This window comes from Longimicrobiales bacterium (assembly GCA_029245345.1).
Classification (GTDB): domain Bacteria; phylum Gemmatimonadota; class Gemmatimonadetes; order Longimicrobiales; family Gaopeijiaceae; genus CALFPJ01.
This window is the reverse complement of the sequence record JAQWPM010000012.1, coordinates 502,442-524,725: the sequence shown is the minus strand read 5'-3', so window position 1 is coordinate 524,725 and position 22,284 is coordinate 502,442. Positions and strand designations below refer to the sequence as shown.

Sequence of the window (22,284 nt, the reverse complement as noted above, 5' to 3'; positions counted from 1 at the left end):
CCGATTTACCTTATGTGCTGAGCCAGAGTCCGACGTGCTTCCCCTCCAACTCAATGAAGAGAAGGCTGTCGTCCAAGGAGGGCAGGGTACCGGTGAAGTAGTGTCCGGGTCGAGCCGAGACGACGGCTCCCTGAGTGGTTTGATCGAGGCGAAGCTCGAACGGTGCGTCCGGAGTCCGACCCCCATGACAGCCAGATTGCCCCCCACCTGGGTCGATTGTCGCTGCCAGCGGGAACCGGCGCTCCACTTCGGTGGGATCGGTCAGGACTCGGTAGACTTTGTCGGGGGCGGGGCGGGACCTCGTGGTCGATCGCGATGAAACGAGTGCCTTCGTCAGAATGCTCGGTCATGTTCTTAGAAGTTGCTTCTCTTCCTGTCCTCCACATGCTCGACCCGTCCGTGTTTTTCGAGCGTGCGGATGTGGCCGTTGGCCTTCTGCCGGGTGATGCCGAGATCTTCGGCGATCGTCGTAGCTGATCCGGCAGAATGCAGCGACTTCAGGACTTTTAGGCGCAGGGGGACTCATGATGGTCGCCGCCTGTTCCGGGTCGCTGATGATGTCCATGACACATATCGTCGTCAGGACGTATCAAGTGGATCGGTTGCGCTCTATGGCTTTAGTATCGAATTTTATTTTCTTGCCCCTATTGAGAAATTCCTTGCCAGCGCTCGTTGAGGCTGGCGACCCTCTGAACGATCCCACGGCCCTTGCCGTAACGGCTGATATGGTTGATCTGACTAGTAGTGCAGACCGGGAGACCCAAACGGTGTTGGTCGTCGATGACGATGAGGCCGTTCTGAGTGTTGCGGCGAAAGTGCTCTCGCGCGGCGGGTATTCGGTGCTCTCCGCGAGCGGAGGCCACGAGGCTCTGGAACTCGCTGAGGCCGCTCAGGGACAGGTATCGCTCCTGCTGTCCGATCTTATGATGCCGGAAATGAGCGGGCGGGAGCTCGGAGAAATTTTCGAGGGGCGTTACCCCGAGATCCCCATCCTGTACATGTCTGCGTACACGGAGGACGAGGTGATCCTCCAGGGTTTGCGGTTCTCGGAGGTCAACTTCATGCCCAAGCCCTTTACTGTGGACGGTCTTCTGTTGAAGGCCCGCGAGGTGATCGAGCAGGGAGAAGGATAAGCCCGAGGAGTTGGACCCCCCGGGCTTTGTTACATCCCTGATCTGGACGCCGTATGCGTTCCCTAGTTGTTGCCGCCGCCGCCCGAACGTCCCCGAGCAAGCGCGCGGTAGTACTCCTCCACGAGCTTCCGGTATCCGTCGGGCACTTCGTCTGACCCGGAAAGCGTCGCACCTCGATCCGCATCGCCCTCCACATCACGGCGGAGGCCGAACTCGAGCCGTTTCAGCATGTCTAGGATCTCCTGTTGCAGCATCCGGAGCTGCGCGGGGTCCGAGTATGTGCCCTCTCGTTCCAGCCGGTTCATCGCAGCAACGACGGCTTGGAGATCCTCCGCGCTATACCCGGCTTGGCTGAGCTGGTTTTGCAGGTCGCGGGCCTGGTCCGATCTCTGCCCGGCTTCGTTGCGGAACTGGCGAATCTCCTCATCCGTGAGCGGCCGAGGGTTCGAACGAACTGCGCCCCCACCACGATTCTGGCCGCCGGCTGGATTCATCGCTCTGCCTCCGCCCTGACCGCCCTGCTGCTGTCCACCTTCCTGTCCTTGGCCTTCGCCGCCCTGTCCTTGTTGGCCTTCGCCGCCTTGTCCTTGTTGGCCTTCCTGGCCCTGTTGGCTCTGCTGAGTCTCTTGAAGCCTCCGATCCATCGACTCCATGCCGCGAACCAGCTCGCGGGCCGCGTCGAGGGCCTCTTCAAGGGGGTTGGTTTCGTTCTGGCTGGAAATGCTCGCAGCCTGTTCGAGGCGGTCTCGGAGTGCCTGAAGGTCGGCTTCGATGTTCAACTCGAGGGTCACGGCTGACTGCGGGTCCCACTGTTCGATGGTACCGCGGGAGTATTGCAATTTCTCCTTGAGCTTCGATTCTCGGATCTGCTCTGCCGCGTCCTGAAGCGCTCGCGCCGCTTCGGGGTTGTCGGCTCGGCTCCCTGCGGCGGACTGATCCAGCTCGCGTTCGAGTTCCTGGACCGCTTGGGTCATCTGGTCTTTTCGCTCGCGCAGTTGGTTGATCGTCGCAGTGCGCTCCTCGCCGCTCGTCGGCAGTTCCCGGACGCGGCGCTGCACCTCCCGCTGCTGCTGCTGTAGCTCGTCGACGCGTTGGATCGCGTCTTCTGCGTCACGGCGGGCGCGTTCGGAACGGGCGTCCTCCAGCTCTCGCCTCGCGTCCTCCAAGCGACGAAGAGCCGAGTTCGCTTCGCTTGTACCAGACGCACCACCCTGCGACGCGGCCTGACGCATCGACTCGGCCGCTTGGTCCAGTTGACGAGCTGTTTCCTCCAGCTGCGGGTCGTTGTTTTCTCGGGCCAGTCGCTGCAGTTGCCGCGCTGCCTCTTCAGTCTGGTCGGCGAGATCACGCTGAGACTCTGCAGCAGAAGCGGAGCCGCCCTGCTGGCCCTGCTGAGCCCGCCTGCGTTGGCGTTCAGCTTCTTGTTCCTGTCGGCGCGCGAGTTCCTGGAGCTCTTCCATGAGTGCGTCGACCTGATCATCCGACTGCTGCTGTTCTCCTCGGCGAACGGTTTCGTACTGGTTCTTGAGCTTGTCGAGTTCCAGTTCGAACAGATCAGCGAGGTCTTCGGCCGCGGCCTGGCTTCCGCCACCACCGCCACCGCCGCCCTGTTGCTGCTGTTGCACGTAGCGCTCGTACGTCTCTTCCGCCTGCTGTAGGTAGCGCAGTGCGGTTTGCTCGTCCGGCAGCGCCTCACGGAGCTCCTCGGTGTCGAGATCGGTCTGCGCCAGCGTCATGGCTTCGACGGCCAAGGGTAGGATCGCGGAGACATCTCGGAAGCCCGGATCGGTTTCGGTCAGGCCCCTGTTCTGCATGCGCTCCAGCAGTGTCCCCACTTGCTCCATCAGCCGACCCTGCGCGAGCGACACCGAGACCACGTTCTCGCTGAACTCATTTTCGCCGTAGCTGTCTCTCTGGCGGATCAGATTGAAGGTGGCGGAGATGATTTGGCGCTGAAGCTCGGAGAGCGCGGCTTCAGGTTCGCCGCCACCGCCGCCACCGCCACCGCCGCCTTGTTCTTCACCCTGGCGGAATGCGATGTCGAAGGGGCGCACATTCAGGAAGAACATGTCGCTCTCGATGGACTTCGCACTGCCGCGGTTGTCGCGAACGACCGCGTAGTACGAGATCAGGTCGCCGGGCTCGAGCTCCCACTCTTCCAAGAAGAGGGTGTACCCGGTCGAGACTTCGGGAAGCGGGGTTCCGCTGTTTCTGAAGACGCTTGTTGTGTCCTCGGCTCCACCATTCACGGAATAGACCAGTCGCACATCTCCGATCCCATAGTCGTCCGTTGCTCGGACTTCGAGATAGACCTCCTCGATTGGGGAGGCGGGGACGTCCCGGCCTGGAGTCGTGAACTGAATCGACGGCTGGTTGTCGGTGAGGACGTCGATGGTGTACCCGGGAGACGCCGGCACGAGTTCGCCGTTGTCACGTGCGAGTTTGATCGAGTAGAAGCCTTGCTCGGAAACCGTGAAGCGGGCGACGAGTGAGCCATCTTCCGCCGTTGTGAGTTCCTCGGCAGGGTCCCCGTCCAAAAGAAGCTGACCACCCGACGTGATCATTGTGGGGTGGATCTTCAGCTCGACTACGGTCCCAGGAAGCGCTGCAACGTCACCGCCGTCTTCTCGAGTCCGAGGCGGTAGGCCGGTGTAGCTCGGGAAGTAGTAGGTCAGGTCCAACTGGTCGACGTACGGAAGGTCCGCCACGTCGATTGTATACGTGGGCGATCGAATGCCGGTGGATTCCACGAAGTACTCGGTCCGGTCGTCCACACCCAGCAACAACGCTTCGAATCCTCCCGCGTCATCCGAGAGCATACTCAAGCGCTGGAAGCTCTGATCCGGTCCGGTGCGCGTGAAGATCGAGACATCACCTGCTTCGAATCCACTGAGGGCGGCTGTGACAACCTGATCGGTGCCGCGCGCGATCGTCGTGTCGCCAGGAAACACGGCCACGGCATATGGGTTCACCGCGGCGGCGTCGGTCATGGGCAGCAAGAGTGCCGAGAGGCCGTTCTTGAGGTGCGAGGGCCCCGCCAGCGTCAACAGGACCGCCGTTACGGCGACTGCCGTGAGAGCGCCGCCGAAGCGGTATAAGGCAGACTGCTCGACGCGACGACCGTAGTGGACCTTCTTCGCGCGTTCGAGCGCGCTCGCTACGAGTTCATGTCCGAGGGTAGGAGACGCGCTGTCTCCTGCCTCGAGGGCTGTCACTACAGCGTGCTCGAGAGATGGTTCGTGCTCTTCCAAATAGAGGGCGACTTGTTGGTCGCTGGGGCTGCGGAGCAGTGGACGGAGAACGAACCAGAATGATGTAAGTGCGAAGGTTCCCCAGGTCAGCGATCGGAGCCAAACCACGGCACCCGCTGAGAAGCGCATCTGCTCCAGCCCGACTGCAGAGAGGAAGAGTACCGCACCAGTGATGGCTCCCACCCACGTGAGGCCGCTCAGAAATATCCGGGCGCGCCAGCGCCAGCGGACGCTGCGAACAACATCCAAGATCCTGCTCTGTGCCATTCGTCTGTCTGAATTCTGCATGTCCCTCTCCTTCATCCGTCTACCCAAAGTACGGAGCTTGTTGCCCCGTCACTACACACCCACCCTCCGCCTTCTAACCCGCCGCGAGCCCCACACTCCCTTTCCGAGACACCCAATTGGAGATGAGTGTTTCCGTAACGAAGAGTGCGAATGCCGCAATAAGGAGCCAGCGCCACCATGATTGTCTGCGTTCCTGGTCCTCGCGGCGGAGATCTGTGCCGTCCGCGAACTCTGGACCCGCCTGGGGCCCGACGCTCGGGGAGGTGATCTGCGCCACAAGTTCTTCGGGGTCCAGTCGGGCGAGGCCCGACTCTTCCAATTCGACATTTACTGCAATCACGAACGGCCGGTCCGGGTCAGATCCCGGCGGGCGCACGGTGTAGAATCCCGCCTCATCCAGTGACAAGTAGCGCGGACCGAGTTCGGCCGGAAGCGCGATGGACGAGCCTGACGGTGTCAGGGCCACTTGCTCCACTCCGTTCACGAATCCCGCGGCCTCTGCCGAGACCAAGCCAGCGGCCTCGAGTGCGTCCGGGTCCGCGAGGTCCACGACTTGGCCCACGTTGAACCAGGGGAGGGCCTCTGAGCGTCCGGTGATGTACTCGGACAGCCGGTGCACGAAGGGCAGGTAGACGGGCTGAAGCGCGAGATCGTTCCAGAACGAATCCAGCGTCGACGTCCAAACGAGAATCGTTCCCTGCCCGTGCTTGAGCTCCGCGAGTGCGATCGAACCGTCGTCGAAGCGCGCGAGCACGGTAGCGGAGTCACTCGGCGTGAAGCCACGAGCCCGGAAGAAACGCGCACCCGTGAAGTCGCCACTGCGGGGGCCCGAGAAGGCTTCGAAAATCGGATGGCCGTACTCCAAGAAACCGAGCCGGCCGCCGCGTCCCTGCTGACGGTCCTCTGCATTTTGGATCACGCCTGGAAGGAGGTCCGCCGCGGATGCTGGCCATCCTCCTGACTGTCCTAGAGCGAGAAGGACACCACCACCGTTCTCGACGAAGGTGCGGAGTCGTTCCGCCGAGCCCCCGTCGATGCTCGCGTCATTTAGGATGACGCCGTCGATACCGTCCAGATCCTGCGGCCGCACACCGTTCGCTCGCCGGAAGCGGATATCGAATCGCCCGTCCTCAGAGATCTCCAAGGCTCGGCGGAGATAGAGGCTCGCGTCGGCGCTTGTCGACCCGCCTTCGATTACGAGCATCGACATCGCCGTACCCGGCGAGACGACGAAATGGCGTGCATCATCGGCCGGCAGTCTGTCCGTCGGCACGCTTACTGAGCCGCGAGTGTGTGGGCCTGAGAGCGTGAACGGCTGGAACGTCACCGTTGCGGCCCCGTTCGGTTGAATCGTGACGGCTCTGGTTTGGATCTCCTGCCCGTCGAGCTCCAGCGCGACCCTAACCTCTCTTGGAGTGTCCCCACCACGGCGAGCCAGGCGCGCCGTGGGTGTGACACGCTCCCGACCTTGGATTGCCTCCTTGCCCAATGCGATGTCGGTGACCTCGATGTTGTCGAGGACCGGCACTGGGCCGAGGGGCACTGTAGTGACCACGGAGCCCGGTGGCAGGTTCACGCCCTCGTCACCGGTCCACCCTGTGCGTTGAAAATCGGTGAGCAGGATCACTTCGCCACTGGGGAGCTCCGATTCTTCGATGATCGTCTGGGCGACCTTCAAAGCCGGACCGTAACGAGTGACCGAGGCTCCGACTTGGACGGTGTCCAATGCGCCTTGCAGACGTTGCCGATCCGAGGTCGACCGAGCGATGACTCGGGCGCCCTGACCGAAGGTGACCAGCGAAGCCCGATCCAGCGGCCCGAGGTCGTCGAAGACCTGACTGGCTTCTTCAAGCGCTCGCTCGAATTGGTCGCCGACCTGCATGCTGTAGGACTGGTCGAGCAGGACCACGACCTCGCGTGGTCCGTTCGCACCTCCGATTGCAAGCGAGCCCTGTTCGAAGAACGGTCGGGTGAACGCAAATGCAACCAGAGCGAGGGCGAGCGCGCGCATCGACAGCAGGAACCAGTGCTGAATGCGTCGCCGTCTCTGCTCCTGGAACGGGATCTTCTCCAGGAACATGAGTGATGGGAACTCGACCACGTTTCGGCGCTGCCGACGCGTGAGGTGCACCACGATCGGGACCACGACCCCGGCCAAACCGAGCAGGAAGAGAGGAACAAGAAGACCGAGACTCATCGTTTCTTACTCAACCGTTCGCGGGCCAGCAGGTATTTGAACAACGCGATGTCCAACGGCTGGGAAGTGTCGAGCAACTGATAGTCGATGCGGTTGTCGGTGAAGCGTTTCTCGACTGTAGTCAGGTGGGCACCCATCAGTCGCAGGTAGTCTTCCTTCAGGCGTGCTGGAACGACGGGTATCTGCGCGCCGGTCTCTATGTCTTGGAACGCTGATGGATCCTCGAACGGAAAGGTCAGCTCGGCGGGATCCAAGACGTGGAACACGATCACGTCGTGGCCGCGGGCACGCAGAGGACCGATCGCCTCCAGAATGTCATCCGGCTCTTCATATAAGTCCGAAATGACGACCAAGATGCCCTTCCGCCGTAACAACTCGGCGACCTTCAAGAAGGGCGCATTAAGTGAGCCTTTGCGCGCCGGCTGTGCCCGGTCTAGCGAGTGAAGAATCGTGTCGAAATGTTTCATCGACGGTGGCACGTAGTCGACGATGTCCTCGTCGAATGTGACCAACCCCACTCGGTCGCGCTGTCGGTTTGAAAAGAACGACAGGCATGCCGCGAGATAGCGAGAGTAGTCGAGCTTCGTGACCGAATGGCTCCCGTACTTCATAGAACTCGACACGTCGAGCAGCACGGCGAAGTTCGCGTTCGTTTGGGCCTCGAACAGCTTGATGTAATGCCGATCGGAGCGAGCGAAGAGTCTCCAGTCGATACGCCGGATGTCGTCCCCCGGCATGTACGGTCGGTGCTCCGCAAAGTCCGTGCTGAACCCGAGGTGTGGGGAGCGGTGCAGGCCCGTGAGGAATCCGTCGACTACTGTGCGCGCGAGCAGTTCCAAGTTGTTGATCCGAGCGAGTACAGCCGGATCGAGGAACTGCGCGCCGCCTGAGGCGGCCGGAGCTTTCGTGTGTGCGGGCAAAGGGGTCGCCTACATCCCTGAAGTGGGGACAGGGACGTGCTCGAGCAACCGGTCGATGATCTCGCCTGTTGTGCGACCCTCGGACTCCGCGTGGAAGTTCGTGAGAATACGGTGCCTCAGGACCGGGTGTGCCAGTGACTTGATGTCGTCGAACGACACGTGGTAACGGCCTTGAGTGAGCGCCTTCGCTTTCGAGCCGAGCACCAAGTACTGAGCGGCTCGGACGGACGCGCCGTAGGCGATCCACTTTTTCACGAAGTCTGGTGAGTCTCCGTTCGCGCTGGGACGGCTGGCCCGAACCAGGTTCACGGCGTAACGGAGCACGGACTCCGAAACCGGAACGCGGCGAACGAGTTCTTGGAAGGCGAGAAGGTCTGGCCCGGTAACCGCGTGGCTGAACTCCGGCTTCAAGATGCCCGTCGTGCTGCGAACGACCTCCATCTCTTCTTCTTCCGAAAGGTGCTCTATGACGATCTCGAACATGAAGCGATCGAGTTGTGCCTCAGGGAGCGGATACGTTCCTTCGAGTTCGATGGGGTTCTGCGTCGCAAAGACGTAGAACGGCTCCTTGAGCGTGTACGTGTGGCCCTGGACTGTGACCCGGTGCTCCTGCATAGCCTCGAGCAGCGCTGCCTGGGTCTTTGGCGGAGTCCGGTTGATTTCATCCGCGAGCACGATGTTGGAGAACACCGGGCCGGGGGCAAACACCATCTCACGACGACCCGTCTCGGAGTCTTCCTGAATGATGTCCGTTCCAGTGATGTCCGACGGCATCAGGTCCGGGGTGAACTGAATACGAGAGAAGTTCAGATCCACGACCTGGGCGATGGTGTGGATGAGAAGCGTCTTCGCGAGGCCCGGCACACCCATGAGCAACGAGTTGCCGCCTACGAAGAGTGTGAGGAGGACCTCCTCGATGACCTGTTCCTGCCCGACGATCAGCTTGCGAAGCTCGCTGATTATCTGCTTGCGGCCATGCTTCATCTTGTCCGCGAGTGCTACGTCGTCGGCATTGTCGAGTTCGACGGTTCCGATCGCGTCGTCAGTCAAAGGTCCTCTCCGTATCAGTATTGGCGCCTAGGCGCTTTTGTGGATCAGTGTGTGAGGGCGTACACGATATAGTTGACACCTAGCTTGTACGCTTCGTTTTCCAAGTCGATCGGGGCGTAGCCCTGACCGCTGTATTCCCAGTACTCAGCGATGTCGTTGTTGAGGTTCAACAACACCATCATGCGCTTCGTGGGGTCGTTGTCCTCGAAGATTGCGTAGTACTGGACGTTTCTGGGCCCGTAGGGCGGAATGACCTTGAGCGGATCGATTCTAAAAAAGGAATCGAAGATTTCGTGATCGTGATCGAGAGACACGAGGAGGAGCCCAGGGAGTGCGCGATCCATGTGGAACGCGAAGTTCTGGAGTTCGTAGCCGCGCTCGTTACGGGTGTCGTCGACGATCAGGAATCCACCCTTGTTGAGGTAGGCCCCCAGGTTGGTGATTTCCTCGTCAGTCGGATTCCATGATCCGACCTCGACGATATAAGCGATGGGATACTTGAAGAACTCAGGGTCATCCAGCGTGATGACGTTCGAACCCTCGGTCTGGGAATCGACGAACGTGGTCTCGTTGAGGATCTGCAAAAAATTCCTTTCGGCCCGGGGGTAGTCGTGCGCCCATGCGGGTTCGCGGCCGCCTCTTCTCCGTCGCCCAAAGCCCGCGAGGCCGCTGTTGCCCACGTCGTAGCGTATGCGTACGAAGTGGTACTTGGCGTCGTACGGTGCGTTGATGTCCTGATACGACTGCGGGGCAGGCGAAGCCGCGGTTGGAAGGTCCGCCAGTTCAGGGCCCGGACGAGCCGACACGTAGTACGTCGCGGCCGATCCCACGACGAGCAGAGCAGCGAGGCTTCTTACAATCATGATGTAGCCCCATTGCCCGAGCGCAGCAGTAGGAGGAGTTCGAGCGCTGCGTCGTAGTTGGGTGCGATATCGAGCGCCTGGAGAACCGCTCGGCGGGCAGATGGCGTGTCGGATGCACGCTGATGCGCCAGGGCGAGCAGGTAGTACGCTTCGGCCATATCCGTCGGATTCAGCGCGACCACGGCCGCGCGCTCTCTGACCGCGCCGGTGTAGTCACCGACGTTGTCGTGGAGATTGGCCAGTCGTTCGTGCACTTCGACTTCATACGGCCACACGAGCACGGCTTTGTCGAGCGCTGCGGCCGCTGCCTCAGGCCGCCCGAGCTGTTCGAGCAGATCCGCTTGCAGGACCAGAGCGTTGTAGTTCGACTCGGAGAGGGAATTGAGTCGGTCGAGTGAAGCCGCTGCGCCTTCAATGTCTCCACGCGAGCGATACACCTGGGCGAGCCACCAGAGCGGACTGTCCGGACCTGAATAGTCAGGGAAGATGCGGAGCGCCTCGTCCAAGTGAGACTCGGCTTCGTCCCACCGTTCTTCAGTGACCAGCGTTACCCCTAAGCGGATCCGTCCGAGTAGGTCGCCCGGGTGGGTTCGAACGAAGGTCTGTAAGGCTTCGACGCCGGCGGACTGATCGGGAGTCTCTCCGAGTTCGACGAGGCCCTGGAGCGGGCTGCGGAACCGCTCCTGTAGGTAATCCTCGAATTCGTTGTCGAAGTCTTCGATCGAGCAGCCGAGGACCGATTGGAACAGATCTGGGGTGGTGGCGCCGTTCTTGTAGCCCTCAAGCATGTCCCGGATGGCTTGGAAACCGTACTGCTCTTCGAGGACCTGAAAGACCAAGGACGCTTGGTAGTAAGAGAAGATGACCTGCTGCGGAAAGTCCGGCCGCATGAAGCCGTCATTCAATTCAGAGACCTTTTTCAGCTCGCCGTCCCGCAGCGCCTGCAGAAACGGGATGTTGGGCTGATGTCCCCAGCCGCTGCGCGCCTGCCGTTGCTCATGGACGGCAAGCCCTTCTGAGAACCAACGAGGCACACGGTTGTCCGTCATGCCCAGGTGGAACGTGTGGGACAGTTCGTGCCAAAAGACTGAGGCCCAGTTGTAGTCGCCGACGGCGCGTGCAGCCGGTGAATCCATTACGAGCACCGAGCCAAAGCTGACGCCCAGGGCGCCAAGCCCAGCCTCGCCCAAAGTGCGCACTGAAAAATCTGCGTGACTCGGGAAGAACTCGGCTCTCACAGGGAGTGGCGGCTCCACTCCGTAGCGCTTCGCTAGGGAGTCGTAGGCCTCTTCAGCGATCGGGGCGAGGTAGGTGGCCAGCAGGTCAGCTTCAGTCCCGTGTAAGAAGAGTTCGAAGTGTTCGGTCGGGTGCACTTCAAAGCGCTCGAAGGTGTCGAGCAGATCCAGGGTGTTTTTGAACCAAGGGTTGAAAGGATCGCCCGCGAATGCCTTTTCGATGTTGGCGTGGCCTTCTTCTATATCTCCTACCCTGAGCTGGTTCATTCCGAGCAGGCCCCAGGCTTCCCATGCGGCATCGTCTAGGGCGACAGCGGCTTGGGCACGCTCTACGGCTTGGGCGTACCGGCGGGTTTGCACGGAGATTTCGGCAAGCTCGGTATCCAAGGCGGCGTAGCGCGGGTTGATATCGAGCGCTCGGCTGCGCGTGGCCTGGAACGCCGCCAACTCTCCCGCCACCAACTGGGACGCGGCGAGTGTGGTGAGCGCGATGAGCGACTGCGGGTTCACAGCCAGTGCGGTCTCGGCCTCTTCCTTCGCCTCTGCGATACCTTCCCGAGTCAGGTGTTGGGCGGCGATGATCGAGCGTGCCTCGACGTGATTCGGATTGATCTCGAGGATTTGGGTGAGGACGCTGCCGGCACCTGGCGCGTTGTCGAACGAAAGTGCCTTCGCCATGCCCAGGAGAGCACCTGGATGACGCGGATTTCGTGCGAGTGCCTTTTCGTACTCGGTTTTGGCCTCGGGGCTCGAGTACTTCTCCAGGAAGAGGTCGCCAGCCCGGACACTCGGCTCCGACCAGCTCGCGTCCAGGCTCGTGGCTTCGTCGAAGGCGCGCAGGGCATCGCCGAACATGGCGGACTCATTTCGGCCCAAGTAGTGAACGGCCCGACCCACTGCGACGAGATCAGTCGCACGCAGACGCCCGTCCGCGTTGTTGTAGATGTCGATGAAGCGGTCGAAGCGCTGCATGGCGTCATTGATCTGGCCACGGCCGAAGAGAAGCTCAGCCAGATTCACCTCTGCGGTGAGCGCGTCTGGCGCTCCGTCGTCGACTGCGTGACGGAAGGCCGCCTCTGCTCCGTCCAAGTCTCCGCGTAGGACGAGTACTGCCCCTAGGCTGTTGGCCATGGGCAGCGCGTCCGGTGCGGCACGAGCGAGTTCTTCCGCGAGTTCGTACCTCCCTGTCCACGTGAGGAGCTCCACGAAATCTGCTCGAGCCTGCCAGAGTGTTGCGTCCTCGCGCAGGAGCTGCCGGAACGTGTCCTCAGCACCTTCGTAGTCTCCGCTGCGCATGGCCGTGCGGGCATCACTGCCGGACGAGTTAGCCGGCTGAGTGTCTTGGCCCGAGACGGGAACCGCGCATAGCAGTGCGAGCACAGGTAGGAGTCGCGCCGTCTTCAAGCGCCCCCTCCTTCCAGTGCTCGGATCTCGCGGTTCTTGAGCGCCAACTCTACGAGCAGTTCCTCGAGCTGCCCGAGGTACATCTCTTCGTCCATCGCGTCACGTACCTCGCGTAACTCGTCCATGCGTTCTTGGATCTCGGTGCGCTCTTCGTAGAGCTGCGCGAGTGCGGGATCGTCGGGCACCTGACTTGCTGTGCCTGAGACTCCGCCCAACTGGAACGTCGCAGCCAACGGGCCGTCCGGGCCTGAGAGCCCCGCTTCATGCGTGCCTTCGCCGTCCCCATTGTCGTCGAGGACGGCGTGCTCGGGGAGGAGTTCGTTTCCCTCTAGGTAGTACCGTTCCGTTTCGGCGCGTGCGTAGAGGAAGGCCTCGAGCAGAGAGGTGCGCTCGTCCTTGTCCAGGTCCGCCTCGTCCGTCGTCATGGCTTCCACGAAGAACTGCGGAAATTCTGTGGCGTTCCGTTCTCGCTCGGTTTTCGTGGCCGTGATGATGATTCGGTTCGGACCAGAGAGCGGTGCGACGAACCCGCCGCTGGCGCTCCCTGTGTGCACGAGCGCCAGCGTCTGCGTCGGGAACGCGATCAGCCCGGTCTGGAAGTCCGTTGGAGTGAGGTCGGGGCCTGAGAGATTGAATTGAGCCTCGTTCCGGGCCGACGTTCCGTGGCCGATCAGAATCACGAGAAGGCGGTCCATCGGCTGCGCTCGCTGCGAGATCTCGCCGAGTGTCTGGAGCACGTTCGCGCGTGTCGACTTGGCTGCTATGACGTCGGGAGCTTCCGCGGGCTTCTCGCCCAGGTAGGTCACGTTTTCAGCGGGTATTCCGTGTCGAACAGTGAGCGCAGCCTTGAGCGCCAACGCTTGAGTGTGAAAACGCGTCCGGTATTCCTGGGTTCCGCCCAGTCCCACAACGATCACGGCGTGGGTTCGACCTTGAGCATCAGCCTCGCGAGGTGTCGAGAAGGTTGAGGCCACTGCGAGGATCGCGACACAGATGCGGAGTGCGCGACGGGAGATCATACCAGTCCCCGCATGCGCCGGAACGCCCATTCTGCACCCATGAGGCTGAGCATGAGGAAGAAGAGGATTGGCATGTCCCACAGATCCATCTCTTCGACCAACGTGACCCCGGCACCCGTGACTGTGATGTCTTCAGGGAGATTCTCGATGTTGTCAGGGGTGTAGTACTGCCCCCCGGTGTCGTCCGCGATGCGCTGGAGCGTCTGCTCGTGGCGGCGCGCCCCGAAGAACTCTTCGTTACTGGGAGCCGTGTGGAGGTACGTGACGTCGGTGCCGAGGACCTCCTCACCGCGCATCGCCGTGACTTCCACTTCGTACTCGCCATCCTCGACTGGGCGGAACTGGACTTCGTACTGCCCGTCACGGTCCACGGTCCAGCCGACCGGAACCTCTTCTACCGACCCAGAAGGACTCGTAATCTTGGCGGTCACGGAAGCGTCGTTGACCTCGATGAAGGTGGAGTCGCCCACCGATGCGGTGAGCCGGACACTTTCACCTGGCTCGACCTGCTCTTGATCCGTGACCACGCTCACGGCCTCCGGCACTCCGTCCACCAGCCAGCGTGTGACCTGCTGCCAGAACGATTCGTGACTCTGGTCTTCCAACCGGACGTCAGCGTGCATCTGCCAAAGCCAAGAGTCCTGAATGGTCAGAGCGATGGATTTTCCGCGACCGTAGCGCTGGAAGGCCATAACGATCTGATCGACGGGCAACGCATCACTCGAGCCGAGGAGCAGGGATGTCGCTCCGGGGCGGAGCTCGGAGATCGGGTTCACGGTGGTCACGGGAGGAAGTGAATCCCACCGCGCTGCTACGCCTGGACCTTCTTCATTGAGCTGGACCGCGGTGTGCGCCAGTCCTGCCAGTGTAGGTGTGACCTTCACTTCTGCGAAGAAGTTCTCCGGTCCGCCCGTGGACTCCTGCATGATGATGGGCATGACCTCCTCGACGGGGGTCCCTTGCCATCCACCTTCCGCGAAGGCTGAGCCGCCGCCAAGCATGAGCAGGCCGCCGCCCCGTTCGGAGACGAAGTCTGCGATCATCTGGAGTTGATCGTGCGAGAAGAAGGACGCCTCCACGCTCCCCAAGATCAGCGCGCGGTAGCGGTACAATTCCTCGCGAGTCGCTGGGAATCCGAACTCGAGTTCGGTCCCGTCGTCCACGTCCAGCCTTAGGAATTTGGCTTCGGCAGTGCGCTGTAGTGTGACAACCTGAACATTCTCGTCGTCGTCTACGGCTCTTCGGATGAACTTGAGCTCGAAGCGGGGTTCACCCTCGAAATAGAGGATCTTCTCCCGTTCGCCGCGCACTTCGATCTGAACGTCACGAGCGTTGTTCTCTTCGACGCGCTCACCGGGTTGAGTCGGGATCCTGAAGCGGACCTTTCGGGGCCCCGCACGATCGAGTTCGAAGCTGATGCGCGCGACTACGGGTTCGCCGTCTGCTCCGAGGTCGACCGTTTCCTCAGCGAGAATGCGTAGTTCGTCTTCCACGATGATCGGTACGCTGGTCCGCCCGAAGCCTCTCTGTGTGATGACCACGTCCACGAGGAGGGACGATCCTTCGAGGACCGCGCGAGGCATTTCGACCCTGCCCAGCTCGATGTCGGGGGTGATGGCGTCCTCGCCCAGCCCGACGGTGAACACCGGCACTCCTGCAGCCTGCAGCGGAACGAGCGCTTCAGTGAGTGGTTCGTTTTCGTTGTCCGCTCCGTCCGACACCATCACGAGGCCCGACAGTGGTACTCCGGCCAACTCTTGGCGGGCGGCATCTAGCGCGCCGGCCAGGTCGGTGTGGGTGCCGTCGTACGTCAGTTCTCCAGGGCCGTCGATTCGACCTGCGACGTCAGAGAATCGGAAGAAGCGAAGAACGAATCGCTCGGAGAGCTCGTCGAGAAGCTCGCTCTCACCTGGCGTGAACGCTTGCGTCACGAAATCGGCTCGTGTGGCGCCGTTGGCGTCTTCCAGGCCCATGCTGCGCGAGTCGTCAATCAGCACGCCCAAGAAGTTCTGTTGCGGCACGATCGTGGACAGGATCAGGGCCGGCTGCAGGAGCGCGAAGACGAGCACGGCGAGGAGCATCACGCGGAGGGTGGCCATGATGCCGCGATCCATGACGCTGCTCTTCCCGCGCGCGAGCGTATAGCTCGCAACAGCACCTGCGCCTACGACTGCCCCGACCATAAGCCAGAAGCGAACAGAGCCCGGGGCACCAAAAGCGAATTCTCCCTGCTCGAAGACGAGCGGGCGGTACTTGAACAGGAACTCGAAAATCCTGCTCATGCCTGGACTCCTCGGGCGCCGATCTCAGGTCTCATTCGTTCGGCTCCTCAGTGGCTCATGGCGTAGACGATCATGTTCGCACCTATCTCATAGGCGTACGTCGAATACTTGAGTGGATAGTACGGGTCCTCTGCCCACTCCCAGGCGTCTCCGAGGTCTGTGTTGAAGTTGATGATCACGCTCAGACGGCCGTCATCGTCCATCATGCCCCGGACCGCGGCGCGACAGCCGTAGCACTCTTCCGTGGGACGGCCGCGGATGCCACGACCCCGGGCTGGAACCTGCATGACCTCGTCGATCTGGTAGTACGCCGAGTACAACGGATGTTCGATCCCGATATCGATGATCGGCCGATCGGGATAAACCCTACGGATGTTGTACTCGAAGATGTCCCACTCGCGAGAGCCCCAGAAATCATCGACGATCAGGAAACCCCCTGCGTCGAGGTACCCGCGAAGGCCTTCGACTTCGGCGTTCGTCATATCCATGCCGCCCACCTCGACCGCATAGAGCACCGGGAAACGACGCAGCTGCGGGTCGTCCAGGCGGACCGCGTTGTCCCAGTCATAGGCATTCAAACGGACCAGTCGTTTCAGCACGACGAGGAATTGCTGATCACCCTTGGGATAGTCCGTGGCCCAGGACTGCCTCCAGCCGCGCCCGCCTCGGTAGCCGGAGTAGATCGCCCGGGTCCAGTAGAACGGGTATTTGCCTGGGAGCTCACCCTCGACCATTCGCGGCTGGCGACCGTCGTAGGCGCCGTTGGGCCGAGCGGCCGTGGGTGATTGCTGCGGCGCCTGTTGGGCCATATAGGATGACCCCAGGGTGATCTCTGCTGTGCGTTCCTCTCCCTCGTATGTGCAGGCGCCGCTCAATAGCGACACCGCTACAACGGCCAGCGCGGAGCTGGCTTGGGTGGGAAGCCTCATATGCAGCTTATTTCCTGGAAGGTCCGGCGGCGGGTTTCTTTCGTACGGTCCCTTGGAAGGGAAGGTTCCTGCTGCCATCTATCGACACGTGTAGGCGGGTTCTCGCTGAGTTTTGTTAGGTGAATCTCCTTATCGCTACTGACGTAAGTGGGTATCCCAAGACGCGCAAACCTGCTCCCAGATAGATATGCCCCCCAAAAGCCCCTTACCGTCGCCTCTCGTGACGTCACGCTTCGTGACTTCGCGATCTTCCAGCTCAAACTGGTCCTGGATGGAGGCAAGGATTTCTTCTCGTTTTGGGCTTCCATCGTTGCCGTGACGCTCGACTTCATCGCTGGCAGGGGAGGACACGCTGATTGGTCAGATTGAGCAGTTCGTGCGTGGTGGGGATGAGCCTAAGGGGAGCGTGAAGCCGCCGGAGCCTCCGCTCTAGGCAGAGAGCCTTCGCTCTACAGGTCCAGCACCAACTTCAGTCCAGCGTCGACTCGTACCATGAGCTTCCGCGGAATGCGGCCTGCCCGCTCCGCCAAGTAGCTCTCATCGAGCGTCACGAGCTGCGTCACGTTCGCGACGGAATCCGGCGGTAGGCCGGTCTTGCTGGTGGGAAGCAGGACGTTGCCCGGCACCGCGACGAGTCGAGGGTTCGAGGTAAGAGCGATGCCTAGGGTCGTCTTCAATCGACTCCGATTGAACGTGTCCGCTTAGCGGTGATGTCCTGGCCTCTGTCCTTCACCAGGTATTCGGCGACCGCTGTGGAGTAGAACTCGCTGCGCGAAACGCCCAGGTCCAAGGCGAGTGCATCTGCCGACTCGAAGACGTCGTCCGGGATGGAGATTGCTGTTTTCATACCCATAGTATGCGCGGGTATAACTCCTGTTGCCATGTGAGATGATCCGGATTTCGAGCGATGGAGGGGGTGCTCCTAGATGGGCGCCGGGTGGATCCTCTATCTACTACCGAACGGGTTCGAACCTCGTGAGACGAGATGTACGCGCCGGCGCCGTTGGCCGAAGTCGTTGGCATAGGCCCCGTGGAGGTGGTGGTGAGTTGGTTCACGGAATTGCGTAAACGGATGGGCGAGGGGAACTAGGACCCCGCGGGGATCTCACTGCTTTCGCATTTCGGCGTTCCCTCTACATTCGGCCTGCCTCCCTCCTCCCTCCTCCCGCCTACACTACCACGCTCACTTCCCTTTGAGGGTATTCGCTTTGCGTAGGCATTCCGCGCTTCTCGCTTTCTCTGTGGTAGCGCTTTCCACCTTTGCCGCTGTCCCCATCACGGTGCAGGCCCAGTCCGTCCTTCCCAACGTGATCACCGACGCCGAGCGGCCTCGGGTTCGTGCAGTCGAGGTGACCGAACCCATCGAGGTCGACGGCTGGCTGACCGAGTCGGTATGGCGGGGCCAGGCCCTGGGCGGCTTCATCCAAGCCGAGCCGCGAGAGGGTGATCCCGCGACGGAAGAGACGGAGGTCTGGGTCGCCTACGACGGCGCCAACCTGTACATCGCCGCGTATCTGCACGACTCGCAGGAGCCCATCGTCAACGACATCCGGAAGGACTTTGGCGAGTCGACGCAGGATGTCTTCCAGGTCATCCTCGACACCTTCCGCGACCGGCGAAACGGGTACGTCTTCCTGACGAACGCGGAAGGCGCGCGGGGTGATCGCCAGGTGGCCAACGAGGGGCGCGAGATCAACGCCTCTTGGGATGCGATCTGGCGCGTCGAGACTCAGAAGGTCCAGGACGGTTGGACGCTCGAGATGGAGATCCCCTTCCGGGCCCTCCGCTTCGAGCCGGGTAGCGACGCATGGGGCATCAACTTCGGGCGCACGCTTCGCCGCAACAACGAAGCTTCCTATTGGGCGCCCATCCCGCGTGCCTACACGTTCAACCGTCTCTCCCTCGCCGGCGACTTGGAAGGTCTCCCGTCCACGTCACCCGGCCGGGACCTGCGGGTGAAGCCGTTCGTGCTCGGAGGCACGGTGCGCGAGACGGGCGGCACAGACTTCGAACGCCAGAACGAAGTCGGCATCGATGTGAAGTACCGACTCACCGAAGGCCTCACGCTCGACGTTACCGCGAACCCTGACTTCGCTCAGGTCGAGGCGGACCAGCAACGGGTGAACCTGACACAGTTCTCTCAGTTCTTTCAGGAAAAGAGGGAGTTCTTCCTAGAGAACTCAGGTCTGTTCTATGTAGGCGATGCCGCGCGTAATCTGCGTATCAGACTCACGCCGACCCCCGACGAAGATCTTCTGCTCTTCCACAGCCGAAGCATCGGGATCAGCGACGACGGCCGAGCCGTGCCTATCCGGGCGGGGACTAGGGTCACGGGTCAGGCCGCAGGCCTCGTCATCGGCGCCCTTTGGATGCGCACCGACGAATTCGGAGGAGCACCCGGCAATGACTATGCGGTGGTGCGCGTGCGAAAAAATGTTCTTCGGGGCTCTGACATCGGCGGGATCGTGCTTCTGCGCGACGCCGTGGGCGATGAGTCCAGCTACAACCGTGTCTTCGGGGGAGACGCGTACATCCGGTTCCCCGGAGAGATCGATTGGAGCACTTATGTGGTCGGCTCCGAGTCACCCGCGTTCGATGACGGCCAGTACGCGTGGCGCACTTCGATCAACCGCGAGGGCAATTTTCATCACCTCAAGTTTGGGGCGATGGAGCTTGGTGAGGGCTTCACCAACGATCTGGGGTTCTTCAAGCGGACTGGTGTCCGGAAGTGGTTCGCCGACTGGGGTATTAGGCCCAGGCCTGAATCGTTCAGGCGCTTCGGCGTGCGAGAGATCCATCCGCACATCACGTGGAATCTGTACGATGACCTCGACGGCCGGATCCGCGCGAAGCGTCTACACAGCGGTGTGACGTTCTTCCTGGAAACGGGCGGCAACATCCAGCTCGCGATGGACAAGTCGACGGAGCGTATCGACGCACCCTTCACGATCGACTCTCGTGTCGACGCGATTCCCGTTGGGCGGCACGATTGGGAGTCCTGGGTTCTCTCCGGTAGCACGAACTCGAGTCGCGTGCTCTCGTTCAACTATCGATTGACGCAAGGCGGTCTGTGGACCGGTCAGCAAAAGGCCTTCTCTGGCGGATTCACGTTCCGCCCGTCCTACCAATTCCGGACGACGATGAGCGTCAGCCATACGGATATCGATCTGAAGCAGCCCATCGCCGAGTTTACGAAGACGTTCTGGACGTCGCGCACGAACTACTCGTTCAACAAAGACATGTTCATTGATGCGCTCGTTCAGTTCGACCCGGCGACGAATCGACTCAACTCCAACGTGCGTTTCAACCTGATCCACTCGCCATTGAGCGATCTGTTCGTCGTATGGAATGAGCAGCGCTTCGAAACGGGCGAGGGGATCATCCCGGGGCGTAGTCTGACGGTGAAGTTCACGAAGATGTTCGCGTTCTAAGCGTTACGGTGGCCGCTAAGACGGCGGCGACCCAGACCCCTCCGACACCAGGCGTCCACCTCGCACCGTAGCACCGACCATAAATCGTGAACGGGCTTGGCCCTACCTTTTACAAACGATTAATCGAGTTCCTCAAGGCGATGCCTGTTGTGCCTGGTGGGGGCAACGAGCCGGATTCACAGGCTACAATGACTCCGGGCGGGTCGACTTCGGTCGGCCCACCCGGTTTTTGTTTGCTCTGTCCATTCCGGCTCGTCGGCGACTAGGCCCTCAGGGCTCGAGCAGCCTTGTCCAGCGCCTTCTCGTACACATCGCCTTTCACGTAGTACGCGTGTCTTGGCGAGTCGAGGTACTGGCGGCTGCCGCGGAGGTGCGGACGGTCCGTCGCGCGCAGTGCGTCGAAGGCGCTGCGGGCTTGATCGGATAGGGCAGGGTCTAGGTAGGCGGCGATCATCTCGGCCTGTTGTCCGTACAGCCCGTACGCCCCTCCATCTGTCTCGAACGACCCCATGAAGAAGAGGTCGGGGTGCCTCCGGTGGAACGCACGGAGGTAGAGGTCGATGATCCCGTCCCGCTCGTCGACGTCGTCCTCGGAGAGAAAGGGGAAACGGCGCTCGTAGCCGGTCGCCCAAACGATGAGGTCGATGCCCTCTGTCGAGCCGTCGGCGAACCGCACCGTCCGGCCATCGAGCGCTGTCACGTCACCCCTCGCCTCGATGTCACCATGTCCGAGGTGATGCAGGATCTGTGTATTGAGGATCGGGTGCGACCTGAGGATGCCGTGGTCGGGCTTCGGCAGGCCGTATTTCGTGAGGTCTCCGACGAGAAACGTGTTCATCAAAAATCCGAAGACGCGCTCTTCGAGCCAGCTCGGTAATTGCGGGCCGTTGTGTGCAAAGACGTCAGCTGGCTGTCCGAAGATGAACTTCGGCACGAAGTAGTAGCCCCGGCGCAGGCTGAGAAATGCCTTGTCCGCGTTTCTCGCGGCGTCACACGCGATGTCCGCGCCTGAGTTGCCGGCCCCGACAATGAGCACCCGTTTGCCTTCGAATTCCGCGGGGGAGCGGTAGTTGAAGGAGTGGTAGTCCTCCCCTTCGAACGATCCGGCGAGTTCAGGAAGGCGCGGGATCCAATTGTTGCCTGCTGCAACGCACAAGGCCCGGTACGAGCGCTCTTCACTGGAACCGAGCGTCACCGTCCAGCCACCCTGTTCGTGCCGAGTGGCCGATTCGACGCGCGCTCCGAACGTGACGTTTTTCTCCAAGTCGTGGTGCCGCGCATACGACTGGATGTACTCGAAGATCTTGTCGTACCGTGGATAGTCCGGGAACGACTCCGGCATGGGGAAATCTGGGAACGCGGACAACGTCTTCGACGAAATGAAATGTGCCGACTCGTACATCGGTGTCTCGTCTCGATCGATATCCCAAATGCCACCGACCTGTCGGCCGGCGTCCAAGATCTCGAAGGGGATTCCGCGTTTCTTGAGGGCTACGGCGGCCAAGAGGCCGCCGGGACCGGCTCCGATCACGCAGACGGGTGCGTTGGGGTCACTCATGAGGCCAAGATGTGCGGATTTGCGGTAGTCGTGATTTCGGTCCGGAACCGCTCGGGCCCGATGACCGCAGCCAGCTCGGGCTTCAGGGTCTTGAGCGCGACTTTCCGATTGTGTTTGACGTCCTCGGCGAGGTATACGGATGCCATACTGCCCTCACCGAGCTTTCGTTCGATGCGGTACTTGCCGTCTAGGGCCGAGTCGAGGCGTTCTGTATGTCCGTCAGTCATAGGCGCCAAGATGCGACCAAGCAGTCGATGCGGCTATCTCAATGTCGCTCGAACAAGACCCCTTTTGTACGCCCGTTCCCAGTAATGAGCCCGGTGACGTCCCCATTGGCCGCTTGCTGGAAGTCGACCTCAGCGAACGGGAAGGCACCAGAGAAGACCGCGCCGGTCCGGTGGGTAAGATCAATCGGCTTCATGCGCAGGTGCTGGAGCACGAGGTGGTTTCCGTCTTCGTCTTCGCTCTCTTCGAGGCCAACGTTGGCCCAGAGCTCCAGCTCGCGAGAGAAGTCACGCCCCACGAAGCCCTCTAGGGACACTTTGATCACCTCGAAGTGGAAGACGATGTCGACGCTCAGTTCGCTGATGGCAACGGTGGAATTTGAGGTCGTAGTCAGCTCCAGCTTCCCCTGACCTTGGGGCAGGGGTAGAGCGTCAAGGCCGTCATGGGGGCTGTACCGGGAGAACCGGTTTGCTCACGAGACGTCCGCGCTCTATATCAT

General features: G+C 61.5%; 19 protein-coding genes. 4 read left to right on the top strand and 15 right to left on the bottom strand.

Annotated features, from left to right (window positions below):
- Window positions 1-10 precede the first annotated feature (10 nt).
- Window positions 11-247: a hypothetical protein gene (locus P8L30_05385; GenBank protein MDG2239614.1), complete on the bottom strand. Its 237-nt coding sequence runs from the start codon at window positions 245-247 to the stop codon at window positions 11-13.
- Between the two features lie 101 nt (window positions 248-348).
- Between P8L30_05385 and P8L30_05380 the strand changes: the two genes are divergently transcribed.
- Complete coding sequence (locus tag P8L30_05380) at window positions 349-477, top strand: hypothetical protein (GenBank protein ID MDG2239613.1); 129 nt, start codon at window positions 349-351, stop codon at window positions 475-477.
- A 182-nt stretch (window positions 478-659) separates the two neighbouring features.
- Window positions 660-1,133: a response regulator gene (locus P8L30_05375; GenBank protein ID MDG2239612.1), complete on the top strand. Its 474-nt coding sequence runs from the start codon at window positions 660-662 to the stop codon at window positions 1,131-1,133.
- A 62-nt stretch (window positions 1,134-1,195) separates the two neighbouring features.
- Here the strand turns inward: P8L30_05375 and P8L30_05370 are convergent, their stop codons facing one another.
- The 9 genes from P8L30_05370 to P8L30_05330 form a co-directional block, all read right to left on the bottom strand.
- Window positions 1,196-4,672, bottom strand: a complete 3,477-nt coding sequence (locus P8L30_05370; GenBank protein ID MDG2239611.1) for a hypothetical protein — start codon at window positions 4,670-4,672, stop codon at window positions 1,196-1,198.
- 73 nt (window positions 4,673-4,745) lie between these two features.
- Window positions 4,746-6,869 carry a BatA domain-containing protein gene (locus P8L30_05365; protein ID MDG2239610.1) on the bottom strand — a complete coding sequence of 708 codons (2,124 nt, stop codon included), beginning with the start codon at window positions 6,867-6,869 and terminating at the stop codon, window positions 4,746-4,748.
- Window positions 6,866-7,789, bottom strand: a complete 924-nt coding sequence (locus tag P8L30_05360) for a DUF58 domain-containing protein (protein ID MDG2239609.1) — start codon at window positions 7,787-7,789, stop codon at window positions 6,866-6,868. The genes P8L30_05365 and P8L30_05360 overlap by 4 nt, the downstream gene beginning before the upstream one ends.
- 9 nt (window positions 7,790-7,798) lie before the next feature.
- Window positions 7,799-8,839, bottom strand: coding sequence for an AAA family ATPase (locus tag P8L30_05355; GenBank protein MDG2239608.1), 1,041 nt, complete (start codon window positions 8,837-8,839; stop codon window positions 7,799-7,801).
- Between the two features lie 44 nt (window positions 8,840-8,883).
- The gene (locus P8L30_05350; GenBank protein ID MDG2239607.1) at window positions 8,884-9,702 is read right to left on the bottom strand and encodes a DUF4159 domain-containing protein; all 819 of its coding nucleotides are present in this window, start codon (window positions 9,700-9,702) and stop codon (window positions 8,884-8,886) included.
- Entirely contained in the window at window positions 9,699-12,341 is a 2,643-nt protein-coding gene (locus P8L30_05345) for a tetratricopeptide repeat protein (protein ID MDG2239606.1), read from the bottom strand. Before P8L30_05345 ends, P8L30_05350 begins: the two co-directional genes overlap by 4 nt.
- The gene (locus tag P8L30_05340) at window positions 12,338-13,360 is read right to left on the bottom strand and encodes a hypothetical protein (protein MDG2239605.1); all 1,023 of its coding nucleotides are present in this window, start codon (window positions 13,358-13,360) and stop codon (window positions 12,338-12,340) included. Before P8L30_05340 ends, P8L30_05345 begins: the two co-directional genes overlap by 4 nt.
- On the bottom strand, window positions 13,357-15,642 hold the full coding sequence (locus P8L30_05335) for a hypothetical protein (protein MDG2239604.1): 2,286 nt from the start codon (window positions 15,640-15,642) through the stop codon (window positions 13,357-13,359). The genes P8L30_05340 and P8L30_05335 overlap by 4 nt, the downstream gene beginning before the upstream one ends.
- A 47-nt stretch (window positions 15,643-15,689) precedes the next feature.
- The gene (locus P8L30_05330) at window positions 15,690-16,571 is read right to left on the bottom strand and encodes a DUF4159 domain-containing protein (GenBank protein MDG2239603.1); all 882 of its coding nucleotides are present in this window, start codon (window positions 16,569-16,571) and stop codon (window positions 15,690-15,692) included.
- Window positions 16,572-16,718: 147 nt separating this feature from the next.
- Here P8L30_05330 and P8L30_05325 point away from each other — a divergent pair, with 147 nt between their 5' ends.
- Window positions 16,719-16,940: a hypothetical protein gene (locus P8L30_05325; protein MDG2239602.1), complete on the top strand. Its 222-nt coding sequence runs from the start codon at window positions 16,719-16,721 to the stop codon at window positions 16,938-16,940.
- An 80-nt stretch (window positions 16,941-17,020) separates the two neighbouring features.
- On the opposite strand, the gene P8L30_05320 is transcribed toward P8L30_05325, so the two are convergent.
- Together P8L30_05320 and P8L30_05315 are read right to left on the bottom strand one after the other, a co-directional pair.
- Entirely contained in the window at window positions 17,021-17,248 is a 228-nt protein-coding gene (locus tag P8L30_05320; GenBank protein MDG2239601.1) for a type II toxin-antitoxin system PemK/MazF family toxin, read from the bottom strand.
- Window positions 17,245-17,418, bottom strand: a complete 174-nt coding sequence (locus P8L30_05315) for a hypothetical protein (protein ID MDG2239600.1) — start codon at window positions 17,416-17,418, stop codon at window positions 17,245-17,247. Before P8L30_05315 ends, P8L30_05320 begins: the two co-directional genes overlap by 4 nt.
- A 361-nt stretch (window positions 17,419-17,779) precedes the next feature.
- Here P8L30_05315 and P8L30_05310 point away from each other — a divergent pair, with 361 nt between their 5' ends.
- Window positions 17,780-20,002 carry a DUF5916 domain-containing protein gene (locus tag P8L30_05310; GenBank protein MDG2239599.1) on the top strand — a complete coding sequence of 741 codons (2,223 nt, stop codon included), beginning with the start codon at window positions 17,780-17,782 and terminating at the stop codon, window positions 20,000-20,002.
- A 262-nt stretch (window positions 20,003-20,264) separates the two neighbouring features.
- Here P8L30_05310 and P8L30_05305 read toward each other — a convergent pair whose 3' ends face one another.
- The 3 genes from P8L30_05305 to P8L30_05295 are packed head-to-tail and all read right to left on the bottom strand — an operon-like array spanning window position 20,265 to window position 22,101.
- Window positions 20,265-21,560 (bottom strand): NAD(P)-binding domain-containing protein, encoded by a 1,296-nt coding sequence (locus tag P8L30_05305; protein MDG2239598.1) that lies wholly within the window; start codon window positions 21,558-21,560, stop codon window positions 20,265-20,267.
- On the bottom strand, window positions 21,557-21,787 hold the full coding sequence (locus P8L30_05300) for a hypothetical protein (GenBank protein ID MDG2239597.1): 231 nt from the start codon (window positions 21,785-21,787) through the stop codon (window positions 21,557-21,559). The genes P8L30_05305 and P8L30_05300 overlap by 4 nt, the downstream gene beginning before the upstream one ends.
- Window positions 21,788-21,825: 38 nt before the next feature.
- Window positions 21,826-22,101 carry a hypothetical protein gene (locus P8L30_05295; protein MDG2239596.1) on the bottom strand — a complete coding sequence of 92 codons (276 nt, stop codon included), beginning with the start codon at window positions 22,099-22,101 and terminating at the stop codon, window positions 21,826-21,828.
- Window positions 22,102-22,284 lie beyond the last annotated feature (183 nt).

Bases quoted from the DNA above. Each gene is read 5' to 3' on its own strand.
- P8L30_05305 (MDG2239598.1), bottom strand. From the start codon at position 21,560: ATGAGTGACCCCAACGCACCCGTCTGCGTGATCGGAGCCGGTCCCGGC.
- P8L30_05330 (MDG2239603.1), bottom strand. From the start codon at position 16,571: ATGAGGCTTCCCACCCAAGCCAGCTCCGCGCTGGCCGTTGTAGCGGTG.
- P8L30_05365 (MDG2239610.1), bottom strand. From the start codon at position 6,869: ATGAGTCTCGGTCTTCTTGTTCCTCTCTTCCTGCTCGGTTTGGCCGGG.
- P8L30_05350 (MDG2239607.1), bottom strand. From the start codon at position 9,702: ATGATTGTAAGAAGCCTCGCTGCTCTGCTCGTCGTGGGATCGGCCGCG.
- P8L30_05335 (MDG2239604.1), bottom strand. From the start codon at position 15,642: ATGAGCAGGATTTTCGAGTTCCTGTTCAAGTACCGCCCGCTCGTCTTC.
- P8L30_05340 (MDG2239605.1), bottom strand. From the start codon at position 13,360: ATGATCTCCCGTCGCGCACTCCGCATCTGTGTCGCGATCCTCGCAGTG.
- P8L30_05315 (MDG2239600.1), bottom strand. From the start codon at position 17,418: ATGAAAACAGCAATCTCCATCCCGGACGACGTCTTCGAGTCGGCAGAT.
- P8L30_05380 (MDG2239613.1), top strand. From the start codon at position 349: ATGTTCTTAGAAGTTGCTTCTCTTCCTGTCCTCCACATGCTCGACCCG.
- P8L30_05370 (MDG2239611.1), bottom strand. From the start codon at position 4,672: ATGCAGAATTCAGACAGACGAATGGCACAGAGCAGGATCTTGGATGTT.
- P8L30_05300 (MDG2239597.1), bottom strand. From the start codon at position 21,787: ATGACTGACGGACATACAGAACGCCTCGACTCGGCCCTAGACGGCAAG.